The sequence below is a fragment of the Nodosilinea sp. FACHB-131 genome, assembly GCF_014695395.1.
Lineage (GTDB): Bacteria > Cyanobacteriota > Cyanobacteriia > Phormidesmidales > Phormidesmidaceae > Nodosilinea.
On sequence record NZ_JACJOF010000004.1, the window covers coordinates 246,837 to 269,088 of the forward strand.

Sequence of the window (22,252 nt, forward strand, 5' to 3'; positions counted from 1 at the left end):
ATAATATTGGGAACTTGAGGTTCCCTTGGGTAGACAGTTGAGGCTGCCCTAACCCTGAAACTCTTTTCCCAGAAGGAATTAAGCCAGGGCTGCCGCCATCCCCCACGTTAGTTCAGAGCTTCAATATCTGGCAAGCCGTCGGGGCCGATCCAGGCAATGCGGCTGATGCGGCGCTGACGGGCTAGATCGCGGGTGGCAGCGGGCGGCTCACCGTTGGCTAGGTGCACCTCAGCCCGCACCAGACTGGCTGAGGCCCGTAGGGTTTGGGCGTAGGTAAAGGCTGCTGCCGCTGCCTGGGGCGCGGTGGGCACTACCAGCCAATCGCTAGGGGGCGTATCCTGAGGCAGATGGCCCGTAGGCAGTAGCGCCTGGTGCAGAGCCTCAATGTTGAGTACGAAGCCAATCCCCGGAAACCCCTGGCTCTGCGCCTGAAAGACACCCAGTAGGTGGTCATAGCGGCCCCCCTGCCCAAGCACTTGGCAGCCCTGCTCAGGGCCAGTGACCACCTCAAATACCAGCCCGGTGTAGTAGTCAAAGGGTTGAATCAGGCTGAGATCGAGCGTCAAAGCGGGGCGTTGGCCCCCTTGGGTCCGCTGACTATCGCCTGCCATGTTGATGACGTCTCGCACTAGGGCAACCAGCGATTTTAGACGCTCCACCGCTGTCTGGGCTTCAGGCTCTAGGACAAGCTGCCCCAGAGCCTGAAGCACGTCCTCAGGGTGACCGCGGAGGTCGAGCAGATGCAGGGCATGGTGATGCAGCTCTGGGGCTAGGCCCATGTCATCGAGGGCTACCCGGTCGAGGGTAGCCAGGGCTTGACGCACCGCCTGGCGCTGGTCAGGGGAAAAGGGGGTAAGCAACGCCTGGGTAAGCTGGGCGTCGCCCAAGATCAAGCACCAGGAGTCGAGGGAGAGGCTGTGGAGACAGTCCAGCAGCAGCAGCACGATCTCGGCATCGGCTACGGTTGCCCCGGCTCCGAGCAGCTCGACTCCAGCCTGGTAAAACTCCTGCTGGCCCCCATGGCTACCCTGAGTGGCCTGGCGAAATACGTTGGCGTTGTAGTAGAGCCGCTGGGGATAGGTTACTCGGGCTAGGCGAGTAACAGCGGTGCGGGCGATCGAGGCGGTCAGCTCAGGCCGTAGCCCCAGACGCTTACCCGCGACGGGTTGAAGCTCAATTACCGCTTCCTGATCGATGGCTCCCCCTGCCATCAGGGTATCCATCCGCTCTACGGTGGAGGTGATAATGCGGTGGTAGCCCCAGCGCTGGAATACCTGTTCTAGGCGATTCTCAATCCAGTGTTTTTGAGCAACGTCGAGGGGCAGTAGGTCGCGGGCGCCGGCCGGGGGTTGGTAGGTCATCACTTTTTCTTGCCTCCAAACAGGCCAAAGAAACCGCCGCCCTGATTAGAAGATTTGGAGTTAGCGGCTTTGGCATTACTCCCCTTTGATTTGGCGGTTTGAGCCGACCCGGACGCAGACCCACCGCTAGCTTTATCTACCCGCGCCTGAACGGATTGCGCCCTTTCGTCATTGGGGTCGATCTCGAGGGCGCGTTTGGCGTGAATGCGGGCCATGGTGCTCTGACCGGCTTTGAGATAAATCGCCGACAGGTAGCTATGGCACTGAACATTGTTGGGATAGGCTTTGACGGCCTCCCGCAGCTCTAAAATGGCTCGGCTATAGTCGCGGTTTAGCTCATACTCTTGAGCTCGGTTAACGTAGCTCTCTAAAATAGCCGCCTGATTTTGCCGAGGCGTTGGCACTGTCGTCGTGGGGCTGGTAGGGGCAGCATTGGGTCGCGGTTTAGCCGCGCTAGCCGGGGAACCAGCCGATGGTCCATCGTTGGCACTGCTGCGGTACAGATAAATTAGGTTGAGCTCACTCAGTTGGCCAATTACCCCAGTCACATTCTCCAGATCGTCGAATTGGCTTTCGGCTAAGCTGCTAACGGCTTTACGATAGGCCGCGTCGGCATGGGGAGCTTTGAGCAGGGTCTGAGCCTCTGTAGAGCTAACTGTGGGTGCTGTGCCGACTTGGCGCAGGGACTGCCCTTTAAGCTTGAGCATGATGCCATGCTCAGTGCTTGATTTTTCTTGGGTCAGGGCCTCGTAGGCGGGGTTGACCAGCTTGGAGAGAACGTCGCTGGCCCGCTGGGCATCGATAGTGGTGGACCCAGACAAACTGTCGGGATGCAGCATGCGGGCGATCGCCAGGTAGCGCTTGCGCACGGCCTTGGCATCGGCGGTTACTGGCACTCCCAGCACAGCGTGATGATCATCAAAGTCAAGTTGAAACAGCCCTTGATCTGGTTTCATGGTCACTTACCCGAGGGACGACTCAGGGAGCAATAAGACACAAATTAAATTCTCTTCACTCTACCCAGTCAACCTCAGTTTAACCATCCCCTGGTTTTTTTAGCGGTTTGAGGCCAACTAGAACCGAAGATCGAGTTGCGAACTGGCTAGATGAGGGAGGGGAGCACTAGCGGCTTAATTTTCCCAAGGGTCTGGCTCATGGCCCCATGAATCTGGCCGTTGGTGGCCAACAGCCGCCCCGACATCACATCCAGGGGCGAGCCATCGTAGGCAGTCACCTGGCCCCCAGCTTCCTGCACGATCGCAATCCCAGCGGCAATATCCCAGGGCGACAGCCCTCGCTCCCAATAGCCATCTAGGCGGCCACAGGCGACGTAGGCGAGGTCAATGGCGGCGGACCCCCCGCGGCGCACCCCCTGGGTGAGATGGGTGAAGTGGCAAAATTCGGCATAGTTATTGTCGGGAGTTTCACGGCGATCGTAGGCAAATCCGGTTACCAGCAGACTTTGAGACAGCTGATCCGTGGTCGATACTCGAATCGGGCTGCGGTTGAGGGTAGCCCCTAAGCCCTTAGCCGCGCGAAAGAGATCGCAGTGGATTGGGTTATAAACTACCCCAAGCACCGGCTCTCCCTCGGCCAGCAGCCCAATGGACACCGCACAGAATGGGTACTGGTGGGTATAGTTGGTGGTGCCGTCGAGGGGGTCTATGGCCCATAGAAGACCGGTCCCTCGCTCTCTAATTACCCCAGACTCTTCAGCTAAGATGCCGTGGTCAGCGGGGAGGTGTCGCTCAAGTACGGCCATAACGGCCGCCTCTGCGCTGCGATCGGCTTCGGTGACCAAATCGCCAGACCGACCTTTTTCATCAATGGTGGTGAGGTTGCCCCAGTAGTGCTGGAGCACCGCTCCGGCGGCTAGGGCCGCCTCAGTGGCGCTGTCTAACCAGCGCTGTAAATCGGACTCGGCAGGAAGAGACATGGAATTAGCGTTGGGACGACTCAAGGTAACGAGGGTGAGGCTGATTAATCTTCGTCTAGGGGTAGCCCTCGTCGTACTTTGCCCTTGCCAAAGTAGCGGCCAAACTGAAGCTCATAAACCTCGTCTTCATCCTGGGTTTCGGCCTGAATATTGCTGCGGGGGTAGCTGACGCACAGCAGCGCGTAACCCTGCTGGCGCAGGTCGGGAGAGAGCCCCATGGCTTCCGGTTGAGCAACCTCGCCCTCGAGCAGGCGTACCGCGCAGGTGGTGCAGGCACCGTTGCGGCAGGCAAACGGCAGTTCTACCCCCTGGCTCTCGGCGGCTTGAAGAATGTAGCGGTCTTCGGGCACCTCTACGGTGTATATGCGCCCGGTCTGGCGGTGGTGGACGGTAACGGTGTGGGTGCGGGCCATGGGGTAGGTTGGGGTTGGCAGAGTAACGGCGGGTATGAAATAAATTGAGAAAATCGAGGTCGAAGGGGCGATTCCGGGACGGATCGCTTCGCGAATCGCAGGCCAGCGCCTCGATCGTCAATTACCCCTGCTATGCTCTCACGAAACAATTCCTCTAGGGCAGACGGGCCTAATTCTGCAATAGAAACTAGCGTAGCCCCTGTTCTCTGACTCCATTGTTTGCTACGATAGCCTCTCAGCGGTGATGAACCGCCCCCTGGAGAGATGGCCGAGCGGTTGAAGGCGCAGCACTGGAAATGCTGTTTAGGGGTGACCTTAACGAGGGTTCGAATCCCTCTCTCTCCGTTCTAATTGGTTTAGCTTCTAAAACCTTGGATTAACCAAGGTTTAGCTAACTTGTTTTAAAGGCAATCGAGCCACCAAACTTGGCAATTCCGGTCAGCAGGTTGAAAGGCTGGTGTGGTCAAGCCTCTCACCTGCCGATCTTTAAGCTTGTCAGCAGGTGCTTGCGCCGCTGAATTCTACCTGGTTTGCCTTGAGCTGCTACTGAGCTAAGGCCATTGTCCTGTGTTGGGGGGCACGGCACTGCGTCGTTTGGCCTGACGGCGCTGGCTGGCCAGTCGTTCTAAACTCAGAGAAATCACCCCCAGGGTGACCAAAATGACGCCCATCCATTGGATAAATAGCAGCGCTGACTTTTCGCCAGGGGTAATTAAGTAGGCCAAAATCGCAGTCGCTACCGGCCCGCTGGCGGCCACAATTGAGGCTTGAGATGCCCCAAGCAGCTTGACGCCGTAGTTATTAAAGAGGTAGCCCAGCAGCGTTAGCAGCCCCAGCAGCCCGGCTCCGATATAGAGGCCGAGGGGACGAGTGGGCTCACCAGGGTCGAGGCCAACGAAAGACCCCACAATCAAAATCACACTGGTGAGAATAAAGATGGTCGAAAACTGAAGCAGGCTTGCCGAGACTGGATGCAGCCGCTTAAAGCACAGCTGCATGGCAATCAAAAATAGCGAAAAGGCAACGCTAGCCAGCAGTGCGGCGCCTACTCCCCACAGCGACACGCCGTTGCCGCTGAGATCAGTGTAGATCCGGGGCAGGGCAGTGAACACGATTCCCATGGTGATGGCAAACATCACCACCAGGCGCAGGGGTGTTGGGCGATCGCCGAACAAGAACCAGGCCAGCGGCACCGTAATCAGCGGATACATAAACAGCAGCGTCACGGCTACGCCGGGGCCGACGTCGGCGATCGCTTTATAGATCAGCACCTGCGACAAAAATAAGAAGAAGCCGCTGGCAATCACCTGTATCAGGGGGCGCCTTTGCTCGCGGTGGAAGATCTGGCGCAAATCGTTGCCAACGTTGGGATAGAGGCGGGGGGCTACCAGCGCCAGTAGAGGTACAACTACCACCATGCGCAACCACAGCAGCAGCAGCGAGTTAGGAATTGTTAAGGGCAAGACCTCCGCTATCGGAATGCGCCCCAGCAGCTGTCCACCGTAGCCGATGACGCCCACAATGACGTTGTGCAGCGACAGGGCCAACGTCGAGAGCACCACCATCAGCAGCCCTAGCTGAAGATCGGTGGGGGTTGGGCGGCGGCTGGTCTCTGAGGACGCAGTTTCTGCGGGGTTGGGCTGCGATCGCAGCAGAGTCGCTGGAGGGTGCTGTGCGGTGCCTTGCGGCAGTGAGGCGTCGCCACGGGGAGTAGACCCTGGGTAACCTGGGTCGAACTGGGTTCCTCGGTAGGGGCTAAGGGGTAGTGCCGGTTCTGCTAAACTGCCGGGCTTGGGGGGGAGAGTGCTATAGCCATTTTGGCTGGGGACGGTAGTCCCTGGGGGCGGCACCATTTGACTTTGCAGCTGTTGGCTCAGCCGGGCAACCAGGGCTTCTAAGATGGCTTCCCCCTGCTGTTCAACACTCTGCATGCGGTTGAGTTGTTGAGAGATGTTGCTCTGATAGCTAGTCAGATCGTGTTGTAGAGAGGCTAGGGTGCTTTGAAGCGTTGCGTCGAGGGCGGCTAGGCGCTGGCTGGCACTAGCTAAAGGAGGAATTGCGGCCTCGTAGGGAGCGGCCTGGAGGGCGTTGGGGTGCGCGTTGGTCAGAGCGGTTTCGAGCCGTCCTTGCAGGTGGGTAGCTAAGGCGATCGCCAGGCGCTTGGCCCAGGCCTGCTGCTGGGCGATCTGCTGCTGGCTCAGCCCTTCGGCATAGGTGGTTTGTAACTGCTGATGCTGGGCCTGAAGGGTTTCAAAGTCTCCCTCCAGAGCCTCAATGTCGGCCATTAGCCGCTGCTTTTTGGCCTGGAGATGAGCGATGTCCTCTGATAGATAGCCCGAGATCTGGTGGCGCAGGGTCTCGAGGTCATGGCCCAAGATCCGCAAAATAGCCTCAGCCGACTGAGGTTCAGGCTGGGAAGTAGCGAAGTTGGGTAGATGGTCAGAGGGCCCCATGGGTATGTCTCTCAGGGTGCGGTCATTAGCTGCGGTCGGTAGGCAAGTCGATAGGCTGCCCCCGGCGCGAATGCTAGTATTGTGCTCAAAAAATCCAAAAAGATCTCTAGTGACGCCAGATTTAGAATGGCTCGGCTTTATCCAACCCTGCAATCCCTTGGTGATTTCTTAACGGCCAGGCTATCCAAACACATTGCTGATTGGGTATTCGTAGGCATTGTCGTTATTGAGGGCGTAATTCTGGTGCCCTCAGTTATGGGGTGGGAGCAGGAGCCGCTTAACTATCTGCCTTCCTTATCTCTATCTGCCGCCTAGGCCCTCGGGCGGCTAGATAAAGCTAACCCTGATCACCCTCAGGGACGATCTGCTGATCGATTAGCCTCCAAGGCATTCAAATCAATCAGGTGGTTCTCGGTGGGCGATCTACGATCTCGACGGTACTCAGGTGTGCGGTTTTGGTGAGATGCCTCAGCTTACCCTGCTAGCTTTTGGTTAGGGTAAGTTGCCCGACTGCGCTAGTTTGAGCCACAACCGCATTGCGCTGCTACTGTCGGTGACTATTCAAATAGCTAGTTAGGCTATCTTTGAGGCTCTCTGGCAGCAGCTGAGACTAAGGATGCTTCAACCCGTGGAGGCTGGCACCAGCGCAAAGATAGCAGCGGCTTTTCGCGATCGCGTTGATGGACTGGCCTAAATTCCTAAAACCCGTCCAGCGCTAAAACATGTCTAAATCAAGGGCCTTGGAGCCACCTTCTTCAATCAGCACCAAAATCTTGCCCAGCTGTGACCAGATCAGCAGACCACAGAGCAAGGTCATAGGTACCCCCATGGCGTAGGCGGCTTTAGCCGAAAAGCCGAACAGCTGAATGCCTGAAGCCAAAAATACGCAGACTCCGGCACAGATGCCCAAAAAGGGAATTTGCAGCTGAGGGCCACGCATTGTGGCCAAAATGCGCGTAGAGCGTTTGCTGTTCCATTCGTTAACCGACTGCTGTAGGGCGGTGCTAAAGGCAAAGCCTGAAGTTACAGCGGCCAGAAAACCAGCAAAAAACAAAACGTAGGGCGGTTGTGAGTACACGAGTTTAGAAAAACGAAACAATAGTTCACTTTTCCAGATTATAGGGGAGAGCTGCCCCTACCCCTCACTCCTTACCCATTCGCTCCCTAACCACGGCTCAGCTTGGCTTGCCTCAGGGCTAAGATCGCAGCACCTGGCGTAGATCGCCGACAACTGGTACCAGCTGCTCCGCCCGCTCCAGGGAATAGCTAGTTAACGCTCCCCAGGCCACCCCCAGCACGCGGTCAAGGGTAATATCGTCCTTCACCAGCGACCACAGCCGCTGCACCTCCTGAGTGTGCAGCCGGTCGTCCTCGGTTAGAGCCAGCACAATCATCTGGCGCAGGTGCATTCCTTCCTCAGACATGAGGTAGCGAATGCCCATCCCCGCCGTGGGTAGCAGATCGAAACCGGTGTCTCCCTGGGCGATCGCCAGCATGTTTTCCAGTCGCTGCCACTGGAGTTGGCCGTCTTGAAACAATACCTCTAACAGCCGCTGACGCAGAGCCGGGGTTTCACCCACCAGCAGACGACGGGCCACGTAGGGGTAGGCCACATTGATAATTTTGAAGTTGGGATTGAGGCTTAACGCCAAACCCTCCTGGGTAACCAGCGAGCGAATGATCAGGGCAAACTTAGCCGGCACCCGGAATGGATATTCGTACATCAGCTCTGAAAACTGATCGGTGACGGTCTTGAAGTTAAAGTCGCTCACCTTGGAGCCTAGAGCGCTGCCCAACACCCGCTGGAGGGCAGGAATGATTGGGCCCAGATCGGTCTCAGGTGTGAGAAAGCCCAGCTTGACGAAGTCTCGTCCTAGGCTGTCGAAGTCTTGGTTAATCAGATGTACGACCGCATCCACTAGGGTTTCTTTGGTGACCTGGTCGAGCTGATCCATCATGCCAAAGTCGATATAGGCCATTCGCCCATCGGCTAGAGCAAACAGGTTGCCAGGGTGAGGGTCAGCGTGGAAAAACCCAAACTCCAGCAGCTGACGCAGCCCTGCCGTCACGCCGATCTCGATTAAGCGATCGGGGTCAAGGTTGTCTTCTTTTAGCGAGACCGTATCGGTGAGCTTGCAGCCGTCGATCCACTCGAGGGTGAGTACCCGCTGACTACAGTAGGGCCAGTAAATAACGGGCACCTTAACCGTGGGATCCTCTTTGAAATTGGCGGCAAATCGCTCGGCGTTGCGACCTTCGTTGAGATAGTCAATTTCCTCAAACAGCTTGGTGCCAAACTCATCAACGATCAAGGTCAGGTCGTGCCCTAGGTTGAGGGGCAAAAAGTTGCCCAGCCAGCGCGCGGCCCAGCGCATTAAATAGAGGTCGCGACACAACACTGGCCTGAGGTAGGGGCGCTGCACCTTGACGGCGACCTCCTCCCCCGTAAACAGCCGCCCCCGATATACCTGCCCCAGGCTAGCTGCGGCAACCGGCAGAGCAGATAGATTGCTAAAAATTTCTTCAGGGCTGTAGTTGAGTTCTGCCTCTACGATCGCCATCGCCTTGGCGGTCGGAAAGGGTGGCAGCTGGTCTTGCAGCTTGGTGAGCTCATCGAGAAAGTCTTGCCGCACCAGGTCGGGCCGGGTGGAGAGTGCCTGACCCACCTTAATAAACGTCGGGCCCAGGTTAGTTAACACCTGGCGCAGCTGAATGGCGCGGCGCGGGCGATTTTTTTCTTCCCAGCCGAACCACTGATCCATCTGAAGGCCCAGCACAAAGGTGCCCAACCACCACAAAATTTGTAAAACTCTCCAGGCCAGGGTGCCTATGCGCCAGCGAAAGTAGCGGGCGATCGCCGCTGCATCGTAGGTGCCCATCAAAGCCGGATCTGTCGTTGCCACTATGCCACCTGCCCCTTACATGACTGTGCGGTGCTGCCCTAGCGGGTGGGGCTATCGCTGGTTTAGGGATGCCGTCAACGGGCAAAGAGCGCGTTGAGACAAGCGGCGATCGAGAACCCCTAAGCTGGGTTAATCTACCTTAAATATAGTATATAAAACTACAAACAAATTCGGCTAAGCCCGGTGAGAGATTTAGGGCTTGTCGAAACTTTGGCCTGTAGATCGGGGCGGAGGGGTTAGCAATACTGGGCGGCTTTAAGCCCTACCTTAGCCAGCACCGATTTCAAGGTTTGCACCACCTGTTCCTGGGCCGCTTCTCCCAGTTCGGGGAACATGGGCAGCGACAGCACCTGATGGGCTGCGGCTTCTGCCTGGGGAAGAGTGCCCGGTTGGTAACCCAAGTCGCGATAAACGGGTTGTAGGTGCAGAGGGAGTGGATAGTACACCATGCAGATCACTCCAGACTCTCGCATCAGCTGTTGCACCTGGTTGCGCTCTTGGCCCTCAGCGGTAGCCTGGGGTAGACGCAGGGTGTACTGGTTCCACACCGAGCGGCCAAAGGTCACGGGTAGGGGGCGAACAACTTCGGTAACTGGAGCTAGCAGCTGGTAGTAGCGATCGGCTACCTGCGATCGCTGCTGGTTCCAGCGATCGAGGTGGCGTAGTTTAATGGCCAAAATAGCTGCCTGCACCGAGTCGAGACGGCTGTTAACGCCAATGGCCTCATGGTGATACTTTACTCGGCTGCCGTGTTCACTCAGCATGCGGGCAGTAGCGGCTAGATTGTCGTCGTTGGTGGTCAGGGCACCACCGTCGCCACAGCCCCCCAGGTTTTTTGTGGGGAAAAAGCTAAAGCAGCCCACCTGCCCAATTCGACCGACCTGCTGCCCCATCCATTTCGCGCCAGTGGCCTGGGCACAGTCTTCGATCACCATCAGGTCGTAGCGAGCCGCTAAATCCAAGATTGGACCCATATCTACAGGCCGACCAAACAGGTGTACGGGCATAATGGCCCGGGTGCGATCGCTGATAGCACCCTCAATTTTGGCCACATCTATATTGAAGGTGTCGAGATCAATATCGACAAACACCGGTGTTGCCCCCACGGCACTAATCGCTTCCGCCGTGGCAATAAACGTAAAGGGCGAAGTAATTACCTCGTCGCCAGGGCCGATGTTAGAAGCTCGCAAAGCCAGGTAGAGGGCGTCTGTGCCGGAGTTGCACCCAATGCAGTGCTTAGTGCCTACATAGCCTCCAAAGGCCTGAGTAAAAGTTTCGACAATGGGTCCATTGATGTATTGTCCAGAGGCCAGCACCTCGGCCACGGCAGCATTCACATCAGATTGAATTGCTCGAAACTGCTCCGTAAGATCAACAGGAGGAATTACACTCACTCGCTCACACTCACCTAGTGGATAGGCCTAGTTTACCCTACCCCATGGCCGCGTCGAGTGCGTTAGGTGTTGCCCAAAGGGCGATCGCTGCCCCTTCCCAATCTACCCATGGCTCTGTGATCTAGGAGTTTCCCGTGCTCGATTCATCTCTGACTTCTACTGGCTCGTCTATCCCTGGAGACGAGCATCCTCGTTGGATGCAGCGCTGCCTAGAGCTGGCCCGCCTCGCGGCTGGCCAAACAGCTCCCAATCCAATGGTGGGATGCGTAGTGTTGCAGCAGGGTTTAGTGGTTGGAGAAGGCTTTCATCCACAAGCTGGGCAACCCCACGCCGAGGTATTTGCCCTAGCGCAGGCTGGAGTCCATGCTCGAGGGGCCACTCTCTACGTCAACCTGGAACCCTGTAACCACACCGGGCGTACGCCCCCCTGTACCGAAGCGGTGATCCAATCGGGCCTTGGTCGGGTGGTGGTGGGTATGGTTGACCCTGATCCCAGAGTATCCGGCGCAGGTATTCAGCGGCTTCGCCAAGCTGGTCTTGAGGTCATAGTTGGGGTCGAAGAAGACGCCTGCCAACAGCTCAATGAAGCCTTCGTGCAGCGGATAACTCGCCAGCGTCCCCTAGGCCTGCTGAAGTATGCCATGACCCTAGACGGCAAAATTGCCGCTGTCAGTGGTCATAGCGCTTGGGTCACCGGGCCCGCAGCTCGCGCCGCCGTGCACCAGCTACGTGCCACCTGCGATGCAGTAGTCGTTGGTGGCAACACCGTTCGTCACGACAACCCTCGATTGACCAGCCATGGCTATAGCCCCCATAACCCTCTACGTGTCGTCATGAGCCGCCGCCTCGAACTCCCCCCCGAAGCCAACCTATGGCATACAGAAGACGCACCAACCACAGTCTTTACTGGACCTGAGGCCGACCCAGCAAACCACCAAGCGTTAGCTGCCAAAGGAGTAAATGTCGTCACGCTACCGGCACTCACCCCTCGGACAGTCACTGAGCACCTTTACCAACGCGGCTGCGCGATGGTGCTATGGGAATGCGGCGGTTTTCTAGCGGCTCAGGCTATTCAGGATGGGGTCATCGATAAGCTTTGGGCCTTTGTGGCTCCCAAGCTGATAGGCGGTCTAGCTGCCCCAAGCCCCATCGGCGATCTAGGCCTTCAAAATATGGGCCAGGCCTTGGCCTTGAGGCGTACTACTTGGCGTCTCCTAGGAGATGACCTGCTATTAGAAGGCTATTTAAACCTGCCTGGTGACAGCTAGCCCTAACCAACTCAAATCAGATCGATGGAGCTGGAAGGGCCTACTGTTTTGGCTATTAAGGGCTAGGGATATATGCGTACAAGCCGAGGGATGTCGTAGGTCAACTCTCGGTGGCGCATAAAGGCGTCCAGTACCAGCCGTAGATCATCCTTGCCGCGAAATGACTCTACTCGCTGACGCACCTCACCCTGCTCAAATATCAGCAGCGTTGGCAGGTTTGAGAGGCGGTAGGCATTGGCTAGACGTAGATTTTCATCGGCATTGATATCTACCAGCTTGACGTGGCCCTCCCACTCGGCCTGAAAGCTTTGCAAAACCGGGATAATGAGCTTGCAGAGCCCACACCAAGGAGCCCAAAAATGAACCAGTACGGGAAGCTCTGACTCAAGCACAGCTGTTCTAAACGTGGCTTCGCCAACAGACATCGGCATCTATAAATCAATAAAGGAATTTAACTAACTCTCCAAGCCAATTCCCGAGCGGAACCGCTGGACAAATATGAGCTTGTTGAAGTTGGGGAAAATATGGAGTTGCTATCGGGATCATTGTAGACCAGTTGAGAATGGAAGTTAATAGGTCAGAATAAGGATTGTGCCAAACCCCTAACACAGGGCTTTAGCACTGAAAGCTACCGCTAATTTCCGTCACGGAACAGCTACAAATAGCCACTCCATCCAAGATACTAGACATAGGCTTTGCCCTCAGGCCGGAGATCTAGCACCCAAGGGGCTGGTGCTGCTGTAGTAAGTTCAAAGCTTCAGCGGCCGGTAAAGGCTTAGCAAAGAAATAGCCCTGACCATAGTCGCATCCCTCCTGCTGTAGCATAGCGACCTGGGCGGCGGTTTCTACTCCCTCGGCCACCACCTCCATGCCAAGTTTTTGCCCAAGGGTCAGAATAGTGTTAATGATGGCTCGATCTTCGTTGCTTTTCTCCAGTCGCCCCACAAAGGATTTGTCCACCTTCAAAGTATCCATAGGAAATCGGTGTAGGTAGCTAAGGGACGAGTAGCCGGTACCAAAGTCATCAATGGCCAGCTTTAGGTCTAAAGACTTGAGCTTGAGCATCAGATCGATCGCAGCATCCACATCGCCCATCACCATGCTCTCGGTAATTTCAAGCCTAACGCAGTGGCCGTCAACCTGGGTTTCTTTCAAAGCGACTTCGATTTGATTGATCAAATCGGTTTGACCAAACTGACGATTAGAGAGATTGATACTCATAGTCAGGTGGCGATATTGGGGCAGTAAGGTATGCCACTGATGCAGTTGCTGACAGGCCTCGCGGAAAATCCATTGCCCCAAGGCCATAATCAACCCGGTTTCCTCTGCCGCCGGAATGAATGCACTGGGCAGAACAAAGCCTCGATCTTTTTGGTGCCATCGCACTAAAGCTTCAAACCCAGCCAGTGCCCCTGTTCTGAGGTTAATGATCGGCTGGTAGTAAAGCAAAAACTCGTGATTATCAAGGGCACTAATCAAGTCGCTTTCGAGTTGAAGGCGGTTGACCGCTTCGATGAGCATGCCAGCGGCAAATACCTCAAACCGTGACTTGCCTAGGGCCTTGGCCCGGTACATGGCGGTGTGGGCATCGCGCAGCAGATCAGCCGGTTTGTGCTCTAACCCTGGCTGGCTGATAGCTACCCCAATGCTAAGGGTGCTGGGCAATTTCTGATTATGCAGGGTTAGAGGTTCTGAAAGGACGTACTGAAGCTGATCCATTAGTTCTCCGGCAGCAGTGCTAGAGAGCTGAGTGAGTAGGAGGGCAAACTCGTCGCCCCCGACCCGGGCTACTTGAACCTCTGGGGGTATGTGCTGCATCAGCCGCCTAGCCATCATTTGCAGCACCTCGTCACCCACCTGGTGACCCAGACTTTCGTTGATTATCTTAAAGCGATCGATGCCCATAAATGCCACTATCACAGGCTGATCAGGGCTTTGCCGGTAGTGAAGGGCCTGCTGAATCGTATTGATGAAGGCTTCGCGGTTGGGCAGACCGGTGAGGGAGTCATGGGTGGTGCGGTAAAGCAGCTTGTAAGCTAAAACCACTGCTGCTGCGGTTACCATTCCTAAAGACGGCTCGGCCAGGGGGAGCCACACTAATCCATTAACCCCCAGCCAGCCAACTCCTCCTAAGCTGCCCAGGAGCAGTCCGCAGGATAGCAGTAGCTCGCTAGGGCGCTTAGCAATCCAAACTAGGGTACCGGCAGTTAAACACCAGCTCCAAAGCCAAAGCCCTTCAGCCCAGGGCGGCAGGAATCGGTAACTGGCAGGCTGTCCGGTAACAATATCCAGCAGCTGGCGCACCATCTGCCCGTGGATAACTACTCCAGGCATGGTCAGCTCGTTGTCTTGATTGAAGCTGAAGGGTGTGTAGAAGCGGTCTTTGAGGCTAGCGGCGGTGGTTCCAATGAGGACAATGTTGTCGTCAATCCAGGTTGGATCAAACTGCTCGCTAAGTACCTGGCTAATGGAGAGGTGGCGCGCGGGCATTTTGGCGGTGTGATAGCGCAGCAAAATTTGGTAGCCGCTGCTGTCTACATTTTGGTAGCCGCCGTCTCGAGCAGAGAGCACCGGAATAGCCCGATCGCCCAGATAAAGGTGATTTGCCCCAGCCCTTAAAGCCTCAGCTGCATAGCCCTCGTAGACCATCACTACCCGCAGGGCGAAGGAGTAGTAGCCGCCGTCGAGGCTGCGCACAAAAACTAAGTTGCGGCGGATAATGCCGTCAGAATCGGTGGGAAAATCGTTAAAGCCGATCCGCTCTGGCTCAACAGTGGGCGGAGGCGGCACCTCGCCCTGGCCCTGGGTGCTGCCCACATTCATAATGGCTATCAGATTGGGTGCAGCTAGGGCTTCGACCAAATCAACCGACCCTGGCGGACGCAGCGTGCTGCGGTAGAGGTCTAGGCCGACAACCCTTGGGGTATGAATTTGAAGGGTTTGAATAACATCGGCTAATATCTCATCGTTGAGGGGCCAGCCATACTGGCGAATATCTGCTTCAGTAATGCCCACAATCGTCATGCGGGGGTCGAGGTCTTGGCTAGGGCGCAACCGCACCAGCTGGTCGAAGAGAAAGAGTTCAGCTGGTTCTAAAACAGTCAATACTTTGGTGCCGGTCACCAGTGCGCTGGCCACCAAACTGGCCAACAGCACAATTTTGCCTCCGGTGGTCAAGGGAGTCGCTCCCCACCAGTGGAGCACTTGGGGAACTACCCGGCGCCGCAGTCGATGGTTTATTCTATTGAGCGTCGCTTTCACAATCGCTGGGCCTTTGAAGACAGAAACTAGATGACGAAGAATGTCTCAGGTAGCACACCCAGTGCCCTAGCCTTGGAACGCCGACCGAGGTGAAGGACATTTTTTAAGCATGCCCAGATCGAGTTGTGTAACTCTCGCCGGGTAGTCGCTTGCGATCGCCCCTGTAGCCTAGCAGCTAGAGCCGGTGGCGATGCTGGTTTTGGCTTTTGTAATACAAGCCAAAAGCGGCAGCTCCTAGATGTGGAACCGCCGCCTTTGGTTAGTATTTGGTTTCAATATCTCTTTTAATCATGTGCCTTTGCTGTCACTGTGGACGGCATGGCGATTGGTCTTCACTAGTAGTTGCTAGGCTGAAGGGGAGTTACCCAGTGGGTGCCGCCACCCTGGCGTCGGCCTGGAAATTCGTCTCGGCTTTTGGCGCTTGCCGCTGACCCTGTGCCAAAGGCCTGAAACATGATCAAAACAGCTAGCGATAGCATTCCAATAGCAAGAACCGAATGGTGAGAACGAACCGTGTGCTCTAGCGAAGTTTGCATAACAGTTATCGTTGTGTCCTCAGGTATGTAAATAACTGAGGGTAGACGCTCCCTAAACAACATTGGCAACCCAGGCCCGCTCTCTAAAGTAGCTTCAGCCTAAATCTATTAAGGCTGAAGTTAGCGGAGACCATCGACAGAGGACCCACGGAACTTAGGATTACGAAAATTCACGGAACTTTTCTAAACCCAAGACAAAAGTTTGTGAGGATTGTATAAAATTTCCTAAAACTTTCCGGATTTCAGTAAATGCTAGTGGGAGAGGCGGCCTTTTAGGCTGTTGCTCCTAACAAAAATTTGAACAAATCATCTGTAAACCTACGGAATTCTAGCCGCGATCGCCCTCACCAGTTCATCTGCGCCACTGCTAGACCCAGTAAGAGGGCAATCAGGGCACCTATAGTCGTGTTCATGCCGTTGACGACTTCGTTGGTTAACCACGGTATGCGGGGTTGCAGTGTGGCTCCAATGAGGCTTTCTAGGGTGGTCGCTATAAAGGCGGCTACCAGGCAAATGATGATGCCCCAGAGGTCAATTAAACCAACGGCCCAACCTGCCAGGGCCATCACCACCGACCCCGCTACCCCAGCCAAGGTGCCCTCTAGGCTAACCGCCCCTTCAGTCCCAGCCGGTACGGGCTTGAGTGAGGTAATCAGAAAGGTGTGGCGGCCGTAGGCTTTGCCCACCTCACTGGCGGTGGTATCGGAGAGTTTAGTGCTGAGGCTGCTGACGTAGGCTAGGGCTAGCAACGGTAGCCAGAGGGCTTGGCTGGGAGGATTGGCGGTTGCTTTGAGGATGGCAATCGCTCCAGCACAGACTGCTGCCGCTAGGGCAGAGCCCCAGACATTCTCCGGCCCTCTGACTCCAGCTCGCCCTTCAGCAATGCCGGCGGCTTCCTTGCGGCCTTTACCCAAACGGGTAACCGCTGTTCCAGCCAGAAAATAGGTCATCATCACGGCATAACCACGCCAACCCAGGCAGCCCCAAACAATTACCCCCAGCGCCCAGGCATGGCCGTAGCCGGCTGGGGTTAACAGCTTTTTGGGCAGTTTCCAGGCGATCGCCAGCAGCAGAGTATTCACCAGCCCGCCTATGAGCCAGTCCGTCAGCTGCCCAGAGCTTTGCATAAATGGGGTTAGCGCCAAGAAAACCGCAGATAAAGCCATAGCGTCACTTTAGGGGCATTCTTACCCTATAGGGCAAAGGTCTTGTGCAAATGCAGGCAGTTCCCCTGGTCGGGGGCTGGTTCATAGGTGAGGCGATCGGCAACGAGGTACATGATTTTTAGCCCACGGCCTCCCTCTGAGTCAGGGTTGTTAACGCTAATTTTGTGCCTCAGCATTGAGGCTAGATCAAAGCCAGGGCCGCGATCCCAAATGCGAATGTCGATGGTGCGATCGCTCACCGACACCTCGATGCCAACGGGGGTTTCTAGGGGCAGCCCTGCGTGAGCGTGGCGCACCGCATTGGTAAACCCTTCAATCAGAGCGAGCTGGCACTGAAGCCAAATGTTGTGGGGGATAGGCGTTGCCTGAAACTGGTCAAACCACGCCAGCACCGACTTCAGCTCCGTTGGGTCGGTTTGGGTTTCAATCTGGCTAGTGTGCTGATAAGTCAAAGCGGGCAACGGCTAGATAGCTCACCTTTGCATCATAGGCCTAACCCCACCCCGGCAAAAGCATTAAGGGCAAGAGTTTTACATCGCCTATCGCCCCATTACAGTTAGGGGGTTGAGCCAGGTTAGCAGATGGTGGCGCAGGTGAGTGAGGTCTCGATAAAACTCCTGGCGCATAAATTGCCCCAAAGCATCGAGGGGGCTGAAGGCTACTCCTGGCTGCCAACCCAATTCTTGGGCAATGGGTGTGGTGTGAGAACCCTGCAAAATTTGAACGGTAGTGGACTCGGGAAACCGTCGCACCAGCACCTCCGACAGGGGACGGGTTTGGTCAATGGTATCGTTGCGGAATTTGATTAGTAGATTGTGAGATACAGGATAGCGATCGCGCACCAATGCCAGAGTAGCCTCTGGGTCGGGGGTAAATTCCACATTGAAGGCAGGGTTGAACTGCACCACCTGCTCTAAAAAGGGAATCGATCGCCGGGCTGGGTAATTATTAAAACTCATGTAGATATTGCCAGCCCGCTCTACCTCCCAGAGGCTATTGATCAGCAGGTGGACTTTGCAGCCCATGCTGTGCCCTAGGCCGTAAATAGGCATTCGGTAGTTAGCCAGCCCGCGCTTGTCGAGATACCGCAGCGCTTGACCAAAGGTGACCAACACTTCCTGGGCGATGGCAGCATGGTCAAAGGTATTGATGAAGGGCGTTGCCACGACCAAATAACCCTGCCCAGCCAGATTCTCCAGCAGCCATTGGTAGGTGACGCTGGGGGCGGCTGCTACAAAGGCTCCCCCCAAAAAATGCACGATCGCCGTGGGGTTAGGCGGCACCAAAATCCAGTTGCCAGAGACCTCTTGCCAGTTCATTGTGCTTTGTAGTGCCTTTGCCCAAAATTACAGTAGATGGGGATCCCCTCTATTATTACTGTAGCCAGTTTGGAGCAGTGAGGGCATCACCACCGTCAATTTGGGGAGATTGGACGGGCTAAGTTACCGCTGTTGCGTTCCCATTCCGTAGAAGGGTAAGCTCGGTGGGCTGGGTTAAGGAAAGGCTATGAGTCAAGATACTGCGATCGCAGAGCGCACGATATCGGTCAACGGGTTAACCTGGTTCTACCGCGACCTTCAGCCCCTGGGTGACTCTTCCCGGCTGCCGGTGCTGCTGCTCCACGGTCTGGTATCGCAAAGCTACAGCTGGCGGCAGGTCATGCCTACCCTGGCTCAGCAAGGATTTCGAGCGATCGCCCCCGACTGGCTTGGCCATGGTTTCTCCGATAAGCCCGATCGCCGCGACTTTGACTACACCCCCGCTGCCTTAGCCTCGGCCTTGGGTAGTTTTATCGATGCCCTAGAGCTACCCCAAGTGCATCTAGTGGCCCAGGGATTCCTCGGTTCCGTCGGCATTCAGTACGCCCTCCAGCATCCTGATCGCGTCGATCGCCTGGTGATGATCAACGCTCCCATTGGCCCTAGCGCTAAACTCCCCTGGAAGATTCGCCAGATGGGTCTGCCCCTAGCCGGAGATATGATCACCCAGGATCCGCTCCTGGTCGATCGCACCCTAGAGGGCGGTGGCCCCTACCAGATCGACGACGCCGACCTAGACGTATACCGCCGACCGTTCCTGAAAAGCTCCGACGTGGGACGGGCCTTGATGACCACCGTGCGCCGCATAGACCTTGAAGCCAGCAGTCAGGCGATCGCCGCTGCCCTGCCCAACTGGGATCACCCTACCCTAGTACTGTGGGGGCAAAAGGATCCCTGGCTGCCGGTCAGTCTAGCTGAGGCCGCCGTTCAAACCCTTCCCAACGGTGAACTCCAAACCTTAGAAGAAGTTGGTCACTATGCTCAAGAAGACTGGGCCGAAAAAGTCGCCGCTGCCCTCGATACTTTCCTGCGTCAAATGGCTGTGTAGCTAGGAGCGGACGGCCAAGTTAATGCTACCCATCCTTCCCCGCTGCTCAGCCCAATTGATAGCGGGTAGAACGATAAAATAATGCCTAAAGCAATAGCTTATCCCAGTCAAACGGGCAATGCTGTTGCTTAGGCAATCGGGATTTACCAAGGGAGTACGCGATGGCGGTCAAACAGCAATTTCAGAGTTTTGAGGACTTATTAGCTGGAGCCTCAGGCCCAGTGCTGGTTGATTTCTATGCCACCTGGTGTGGCCCTTGTCAGATGATGGCAGGCATTCTAACTACCGTCAGCAGCCAGCTCAAAGGACAGCTCAAAATCGTCAAAATTGACACCGATAAGTATCCGCAAATTGCCTCTCAGCATCGGATTGCGGCCCTGCCCACGCTGGTGTTATTCAAAGCCGGGCAGCCCGTAGATCGCATCGAAGGCGTGCTACCAGCTGACCAGCTAGTGGCTCGGCTTCAACCTCATTTAAGCTAGGGCATGATGGCTGTACCCTGTGCGATCGCCTTAGGCAGCAACCTGGGCAACTCCCGGAAAACTTTGCAGCAAGCCCTCACGGCTCTGCGTCAAAACTGCTGTATCGAGGTCATAGCGCAGTCAAGCCTTTACCAAACCGTCGCCGTTGGCCCCCCTCAGCCCGATATCTTAAATGCCTGTGCTCTGCTCAAGACCTCCCTCTCAGCTCAAGACCTACTCAATCAGCTACTAGCCACAGAACAGCACTTCGGTCGAGTGCGGCGGGAACGGTGGGGCCCACGCACCCTTGACCTCGATTTGCTGTTCTACGGTCAGGCAATCATTACTGAAGCAGCCCTGCACGTTCCCCACCCCCGTCTGCGGGAGCGCGCCTTCGTGCTCATCCCTCTCGCTGAGATCGCTCCTAACTGGCGCGACCCTGTAAGTGGTCAATCGATACAATCCCTATGTCAAGCTGTTGACCCTACTGGAGTACAGCCACTTGGCCCAATCAGCGCCTCAACCTAATCTACTCGCTCTCCGCCGGCTACAATGGGTTCGCATGCGCCCTTTCTTCGCCGTCACCTATGCCTTTGGGTCAAGAGCCTCCTCAACTGCTCAAGCAGCGCTTATTTTATGAGGGCCGCAAGTTCAACTTCGAGGTTAATCGTCTGCGCCTGCCAAACCGAGCAGAAGGCGATTGGGAATGTATCCGCCATCCCGGTGGTGCCTTAGCTGTACCCGTAACCGCCAATGGTGAATTGATCATGGTGCGTCAGTATCGCTTTGCTTTGCTTGGGCGGTTGCTAGAATTTCCCGCCGGCACAATCGAGGCTGACGAATCCCCTGCCGACACTATTCGTCGAGAAATTCAAGAGGAAATTGGCTACAGCGCTCAAACTTGGCTACCCATTGGCAATTTTCCTTTAGCTCCTGGCTATTCAGACGAGATTATCTATGCCTTTCTAGCCACTGACCTAGATGCGATCGAGCTACCTCCCGACGCTGATGACGATGAAGATATCGAAGTCGTACGGTTTACCCCTGCCCAGCTCGAGAAAGCCATTTTGGCTGGGGAAGCGGTAGACGCTAAGTCTATCGCCAGCTTCTACCTGGCAAAGCCTTATTTGGAGAAGCTGGCAGCTCTATAGCCAGCCCAAAATACACGCTAGTCGTAGTATCCCAATACGGTTTCAGTGGCGTAGCGTACCTTAGGTAGGGTGGCGTACTTGTCATCGTCGGCACGGTACCCTACTGCGCATAGCACCACCGCCGAATAGCCCTGTTCAGGTAGTTGCAGCAGCTCGTTAAACTTGTCTTGTTCGAAGCCCTCCATCGGGCAGGTATCGACCCCCAGCATGGCCGCAGAGTACATCAAAAACCCTAAAGCAATATAGACCTGCCGAGTTGCCCAATTGTCCATCGTGATCGGGTAAGGAGGCTCTGCCAGAAAGCCTTTGATCATGTTGCTGTAACCATCAAGCGTTTCGGTAGGCACCTGGCGCACCGTTGCTGTGCGCTCTACGAACTGGTCAACCTCCGTAGTACCCACATCTTTTTTAATGGCCAGCACTACTAGGTGAGAGGCATCAGTGACTTGGGCCTGACCCCAAGCATGTTCTCTCAGCTGTTGCCGCAGAGCAGGGTTTCTCACCACAAAAAACTTCCAAGGTTGTAGTCCAAAGGACGACGGCGACAGCACAAGGCTCTGCTCCAGAGCGGCCCACGTAGCATCGGAGATTTTGCGGCTTGGGTCAAATTGCTTAGTCGCATAGCGCCAGTTCAACTGCTGAATAACCTGGTCAGGGGTAGTAAGTGAATGTGTCATGGCGGTTGTGGAAGTGCAGTAACAGCAGCCTCAAGGTAAGAACGATAAGATTTTTGCAGATAACGTTCCTGTAGAGCATCCTAAGCCACGGAGCTACCCACTGCGTCAACGCTTGACTCTAAGCTGAAACCCGTTCGGCGCCGGGTCCAGACCCGTAGTAGGGTTTGAGCCAGTCTAGGCTCAGTTCATAGAGATGATCGATCGCCCATGTAGCTCGACGGTGAATCATTTGGTAGGGGTAGACATGGGCTACGCCCAGTACGGGGACTCCTGCCTGTTTAGCGGCTTCAATACCAGCGAAGGAATCTTCTATGGCTAAGCAATCCGTTGGCTGTAGAGCGAGGTCGGCAAACTGTTGATTGAAGCGCTCAATGGCGAGTAGATAGCCATCTGGGGCAGGTTTACTAACTCCGATCGCCAGATCATCTGACGAAATAATCAGCTCTACATAGTTTCCCCAAGCTGTCTGTGCCAGTACGGCTTCAATTTCCTCGCGCCTTGCTCCAGAGACAATAGCCAGCTTTAGCTGCGCTGCCCTAATTTGGTAAATCAAATCGTCAAGCCCTGGATATAGCGGCAGTTGATCTAGGGCAGACAGTACTTCTCGGTAGCGAGTAGCTTTACGGTCAAGCAGTTTTTCTAAGTACCCCTCAGAGATTACCCGTCCTTGACGAGTAAGTAGCTCACTGAGACAAGCGGCATCAGAGCGGCCCAGACAGTATTCCGCCAAATCGTGGGGGTTAGGTCGGAGATTTTCTTCTAGGAGCAACTCCTCAAGCAACCGCCCGTGGATGGCCTCATCGTTAATCACGACACCGTTGAAGTCGAGTAAAACTGCCTTAAGAGCCATTATCTAATCGGAGGAATATTAAGAGATGTAATGCCTTGGATGCAGCCTCTAGCTT

The 22,252-nt window shown here is 55.7% G+C and carries 20 protein-coding genes and 1 tRNA gene; 6 read left to right on the plus strand and 15 right to left on the minus strand.

What is annotated here, in order from left to right:
* Nucleotides 1–107: 107 nt before the first annotated feature.
* The 4 genes from H6F75_RS01940 to H6F75_RS01955 all read right to left on the minus strand — a co-directional run bounded on the left by H6F75_RS01940 (nucleotide 108) and on the right by H6F75_RS01955 (nucleotide 3,710).
* Nucleotides 108–1,361, minus strand: coding sequence for an ATP phosphoribosyltransferase regulatory subunit (locus H6F75_RS01940; RefSeq protein WP_190748676.1), 1,254 nt, complete (start codon nucleotides 1,359–1,361; stop codon nucleotides 108–110).
* The gene (locus H6F75_RS01945; protein ID WP_190748678.1) at nucleotides 1,361–2,317 is read right to left on the minus strand and encodes a J domain-containing protein; all 957 of its coding nucleotides are present in this window, start codon (nucleotides 2,315–2,317) and stop codon (nucleotides 1,361–1,363) included. Before H6F75_RS01945 ends, H6F75_RS01940 begins: the two co-directional genes overlap by 1 nt.
* Nucleotides 2,318–2,463: 146 nt before the next feature.
* Entirely contained in the window at nucleotides 2,464–3,297 is an 834-nt protein-coding gene (locus H6F75_RS01950) for an inositol monophosphatase family protein (RefSeq protein WP_190748680.1), read from the minus strand.
* Nucleotides 3,298–3,341: 44 nt separating this feature from the next.
* Nucleotides 3,342–3,710 carry a 2Fe-2S iron-sulfur cluster-binding protein gene (locus H6F75_RS01955; protein ID WP_190748682.1) on the minus strand — a complete coding sequence of 123 codons (369 nt, stop codon included), beginning with the start codon at nucleotides 3,708–3,710 and terminating at the stop codon, nucleotides 3,342–3,344.
* 258 nt (nucleotides 3,711–3,968) lie between these two features.
* On the opposite strand from H6F75_RS01955, the gene H6F75_RS01960 reads away from it, so the two are divergent.
* Nucleotides 3,969–4,055: transfer RNA gene (locus H6F75_RS01960), tRNA-Ser, on the plus strand.
* Between the two features lie 206 nt (nucleotides 4,056–4,261).
* Here the strand turns inward: H6F75_RS01960 and H6F75_RS01965 are convergent.
* The 4 genes from H6F75_RS01965 to H6F75_RS01980 form a co-directional block, all read right to left on the minus strand.
* Nucleotides 4,262–6,163, minus strand: a complete 1,902-nt coding sequence (locus tag H6F75_RS01965; RefSeq protein WP_242019584.1) for a DMT family transporter — start codon at nucleotides 6,161–6,163, stop codon at nucleotides 4,262–4,264.
* A 715-nt stretch (nucleotides 6,164–6,878) separates the two neighbouring features.
* Complete coding sequence (locus tag H6F75_RS01970; RefSeq protein ID WP_190748684.1) at nucleotides 6,879–7,241, minus strand: hypothetical protein; 363 nt, start codon at nucleotides 7,239–7,241, stop codon at nucleotides 6,879–6,881.
* Nucleotides 7,242–7,359: 118 nt separating this feature from the next.
* On the minus strand, nucleotides 7,360–9,042 hold the full coding sequence (locus H6F75_RS01975; protein WP_190748754.1) for an AarF/ABC1/UbiB kinase family protein: 1,683 nt from the start codon (nucleotides 9,040–9,042) through the stop codon (nucleotides 7,360–7,362).
* Between the two features lie 260 nt (nucleotides 9,043–9,302).
* A complete protein-coding gene (locus H6F75_RS01980; RefSeq protein WP_190748686.1) occupies nucleotides 9,303–10,460 on the minus strand; it encodes a DegT/DnrJ/EryC1/StrS family aminotransferase in 1,158 nt (385 codons plus the stop codon).
* A gap of 149 nt (nucleotides 10,461–10,609) precedes the next feature.
* Between H6F75_RS01980 and ribD the strand changes: the two genes are divergently transcribed.
* The gene (ribD, locus tag H6F75_RS01985) at nucleotides 10,610–11,728 is read left to right on the plus strand and encodes a bifunctional diaminohydroxyphosphoribosylaminopyrimidine deaminase/5-amino-6-(5-phosphoribosylamino)uracil reductase RibD (RefSeq protein ID WP_277874217.1); all 1,119 of its coding nucleotides are present in this window, start codon (nucleotides 10,610–10,612) and stop codon (nucleotides 11,726–11,728) included.
* 62 nt (nucleotides 11,729–11,790) lie between these two features.
* Here ribD and H6F75_RS01990 read toward each other — a convergent pair whose 3' ends face one another.
* The 5 genes from H6F75_RS01990 to H6F75_RS02010 all read right to left on the minus strand — a co-directional run bounded on the left by H6F75_RS01990 (nucleotide 11,791) and on the right by H6F75_RS02010 (nucleotide 18,010).
* Nucleotides 11,791–12,159, minus strand: coding sequence for a thioredoxin domain-containing protein (locus tag H6F75_RS01990; protein WP_190748688.1), 369 nt, complete (start codon nucleotides 12,157–12,159; stop codon nucleotides 11,791–11,793).
* 283 nt (nucleotides 12,160–12,442) lie between these two features.
* Nucleotides 12,443–14,989: an EAL domain-containing protein gene (locus tag H6F75_RS01995; RefSeq protein WP_190748690.1), complete on the minus strand. Its 2,547-nt coding sequence runs from the start codon at nucleotides 14,987–14,989 to the stop codon at nucleotides 12,443–12,445.
* Between the two features lie 880 nt (nucleotides 14,990–15,869).
* Entirely contained in the window at nucleotides 15,870–16,652 is a 783-nt protein-coding gene (locus H6F75_RS02000) for a TIGR00297 family protein (RefSeq protein ID WP_190748759.1), read from the minus strand.
* Between the two features lie 65 nt (nucleotides 16,653–16,717).
* Entirely contained in the window at nucleotides 16,718–17,143 is a 426-nt protein-coding gene (locus tag H6F75_RS02005; RefSeq protein ID WP_073610112.1) for an anti-sigma regulatory factor, read from the minus strand.
* Nucleotides 17,144–17,230: 87 nt separating this feature from the next.
* Nucleotides 17,231–18,010 carry a DUF1350 family protein gene (locus tag H6F75_RS02010; RefSeq protein ID WP_190748692.1) on the minus strand — a complete coding sequence of 260 codons (780 nt, stop codon included), beginning with the start codon at nucleotides 18,008–18,010 and terminating at the stop codon, nucleotides 17,231–17,233.
* A gap of 187 nt (nucleotides 18,011–18,197) precedes the next feature.
* Between H6F75_RS02010 and H6F75_RS02015 the strand changes: the two genes are divergently transcribed.
* The 4 genes from H6F75_RS02015 to H6F75_RS02030 all read left to right on the plus strand — a co-directional run bounded on the left by H6F75_RS02015 (nucleotide 18,198) and on the right by H6F75_RS02030 (nucleotide 20,670).
* Complete coding sequence (locus H6F75_RS02015; protein ID WP_190748694.1) at nucleotides 18,198–19,058, plus strand: alpha/beta fold hydrolase; 861 nt, start codon at nucleotides 18,198–18,200, stop codon at nucleotides 19,056–19,058.
* 161 nt (nucleotides 19,059–19,219) lie between these two features.
* Nucleotides 19,220–19,540 carry a thioredoxin gene (gene trxA, locus H6F75_RS02020; protein WP_190748696.1) on the plus strand — a complete coding sequence of 107 codons (321 nt, stop codon included), beginning with the start codon at nucleotides 19,220–19,222 and terminating at the stop codon, nucleotides 19,538–19,540.
* 3 nt (nucleotides 19,541–19,543) lie between these two features.
* The gene (gene folK / locus H6F75_RS02025; RefSeq protein WP_190748698.1) at nucleotides 19,544–20,047 is read left to right on the plus strand and encodes a 2-amino-4-hydroxy-6-hydroxymethyldihydropteridine diphosphokinase; all 504 of its coding nucleotides are present in this window, start codon (nucleotides 19,544–19,546) and stop codon (nucleotides 20,045–20,047) included.
* Nucleotides 20,048–20,106: 59 nt separating this feature from the next.
* A complete protein-coding gene (locus H6F75_RS02030; protein WP_190748700.1) occupies nucleotides 20,107–20,670 on the plus strand; it encodes an NUDIX hydrolase in 564 nt (187 codons plus the stop codon).
* 17 nt (nucleotides 20,671–20,687) lie between these two features.
* On the opposite strand, the gene H6F75_RS02035 is transcribed toward H6F75_RS02030, so the two are convergent.
* Both H6F75_RS02035 and H6F75_RS02040 read right to left on the minus strand, forming a co-directional pair.
* Nucleotides 20,688–21,347, minus strand: coding sequence for an NAD(P)H-dependent oxidoreductase (locus tag H6F75_RS02035; protein WP_190748702.1), 660 nt, complete (start codon nucleotides 21,345–21,347; stop codon nucleotides 20,688–20,690).
* A gap of 118 nt (nucleotides 21,348–21,465) precedes the next feature.
* Nucleotides 21,466–22,197, minus strand: coding sequence for an HAD family phosphatase (locus tag H6F75_RS02040; RefSeq protein WP_190748704.1), 732 nt, complete (start codon nucleotides 22,195–22,197; stop codon nucleotides 21,466–21,468).
* Nucleotides 22,198–22,252: the final 55 nt, after the last annotated feature.

What these genes read in the sequence shown, in the direction of transcription:
- H6F75_RS01940 (WP_190748676.1), bottom strand. Translation starts at nt 1,361, where the DNA reads ATGACCTACCAACCCCCGGCCGGCGCCCGCGACCTACTGCCCCTCGAC.
- H6F75_RS01945 (WP_190748678.1), bottom strand. Translation starts at nt 2,317, where the DNA reads ATGAAACCAGATCAAGGGCTGTTTCAACTTGACTTTGATGATCATCAC.
- H6F75_RS01950 (WP_190748680.1), bottom strand. Translation starts at nt 3,297, where the DNA reads ATGTCTCTTCCTGCCGAGTCCGATTTACAGCGCTGGTTAGACAGCGCC.
- H6F75_RS01955 (WP_190748682.1), bottom strand. Translation starts at nt 3,710, where the DNA reads ATGGCCCGCACCCACACCGTTACCGTCCACCACCGCCAGACCGGGCGC.
- H6F75_RS01965 (WP_242019584.1), bottom strand. Translation starts at nt 6,163, where the DNA reads ATGGGGCCCTCTGACCATCTACCCAACTTCGCTACTTCCCAGCCTGAA.
- H6F75_RS01975 (WP_190748754.1), bottom strand. Translation starts at nt 9,042, where the DNA reads ATGGGCACCTACGATGCAGCGGCGATCGCCCGCTACTTTCGCTGGCGC.
- H6F75_RS01990 (WP_190748688.1), bottom strand. Translation starts at nt 12,159, where the DNA reads ATGCCGATGTCTGTTGGCGAAGCCACGTTTAGAACAGCTGTGCTTGAG.
- H6F75_RS02000 (WP_190748759.1), bottom strand. Translation starts at nt 16,652, where the DNA reads ATGCAAAGCTCTGGGCAGCTGACGGACTGGCTCATAGGCGGGCTGGTG.
- H6F75_RS02010 (WP_190748692.1), bottom strand. Translation starts at nt 18,010, where the DNA reads ATGAACTGGCAAGAGGTCTCTGGCAACTGGATTTTGGTGCCGCCTAAC.
- H6F75_RS02015 (WP_190748694.1), top strand. Translation starts at nt 18,198, where the DNA reads ATGAGTCAAGATACTGCGATCGCAGAGCGCACGATATCGGTCAACGGG.
- trxA (WP_190748696.1), top strand. Translation starts at nt 19,220, where the DNA reads ATGGCGGTCAAACAGCAATTTCAGAGTTTTGAGGACTTATTAGCTGGA.
- folK (WP_190748698.1), top strand. Translation starts at nt 19,544, where the DNA reads ATGATGGCTGTACCCTGTGCGATCGCCTTAGGCAGCAACCTGGGCAAC.
- H6F75_RS02030 (WP_190748700.1), top strand. Translation starts at nt 20,107, where the DNA reads ATGCCTTTGGGTCAAGAGCCTCCTCAACTGCTCAAGCAGCGCTTATTT.
- H6F75_RS02035 (WP_190748702.1), bottom strand. Translation starts at nt 21,347, where the DNA reads ATGACACATTCACTTACTACCCCTGACCAGGTTATTCAGCAGTTGAAC.
- H6F75_RS02040 (WP_190748704.1), bottom strand. Translation starts at nt 22,197, where the DNA reads ATGGCTCTTAAGGCAGTTTTACTCGACTTCAACGGTGTCGTGATTAAC.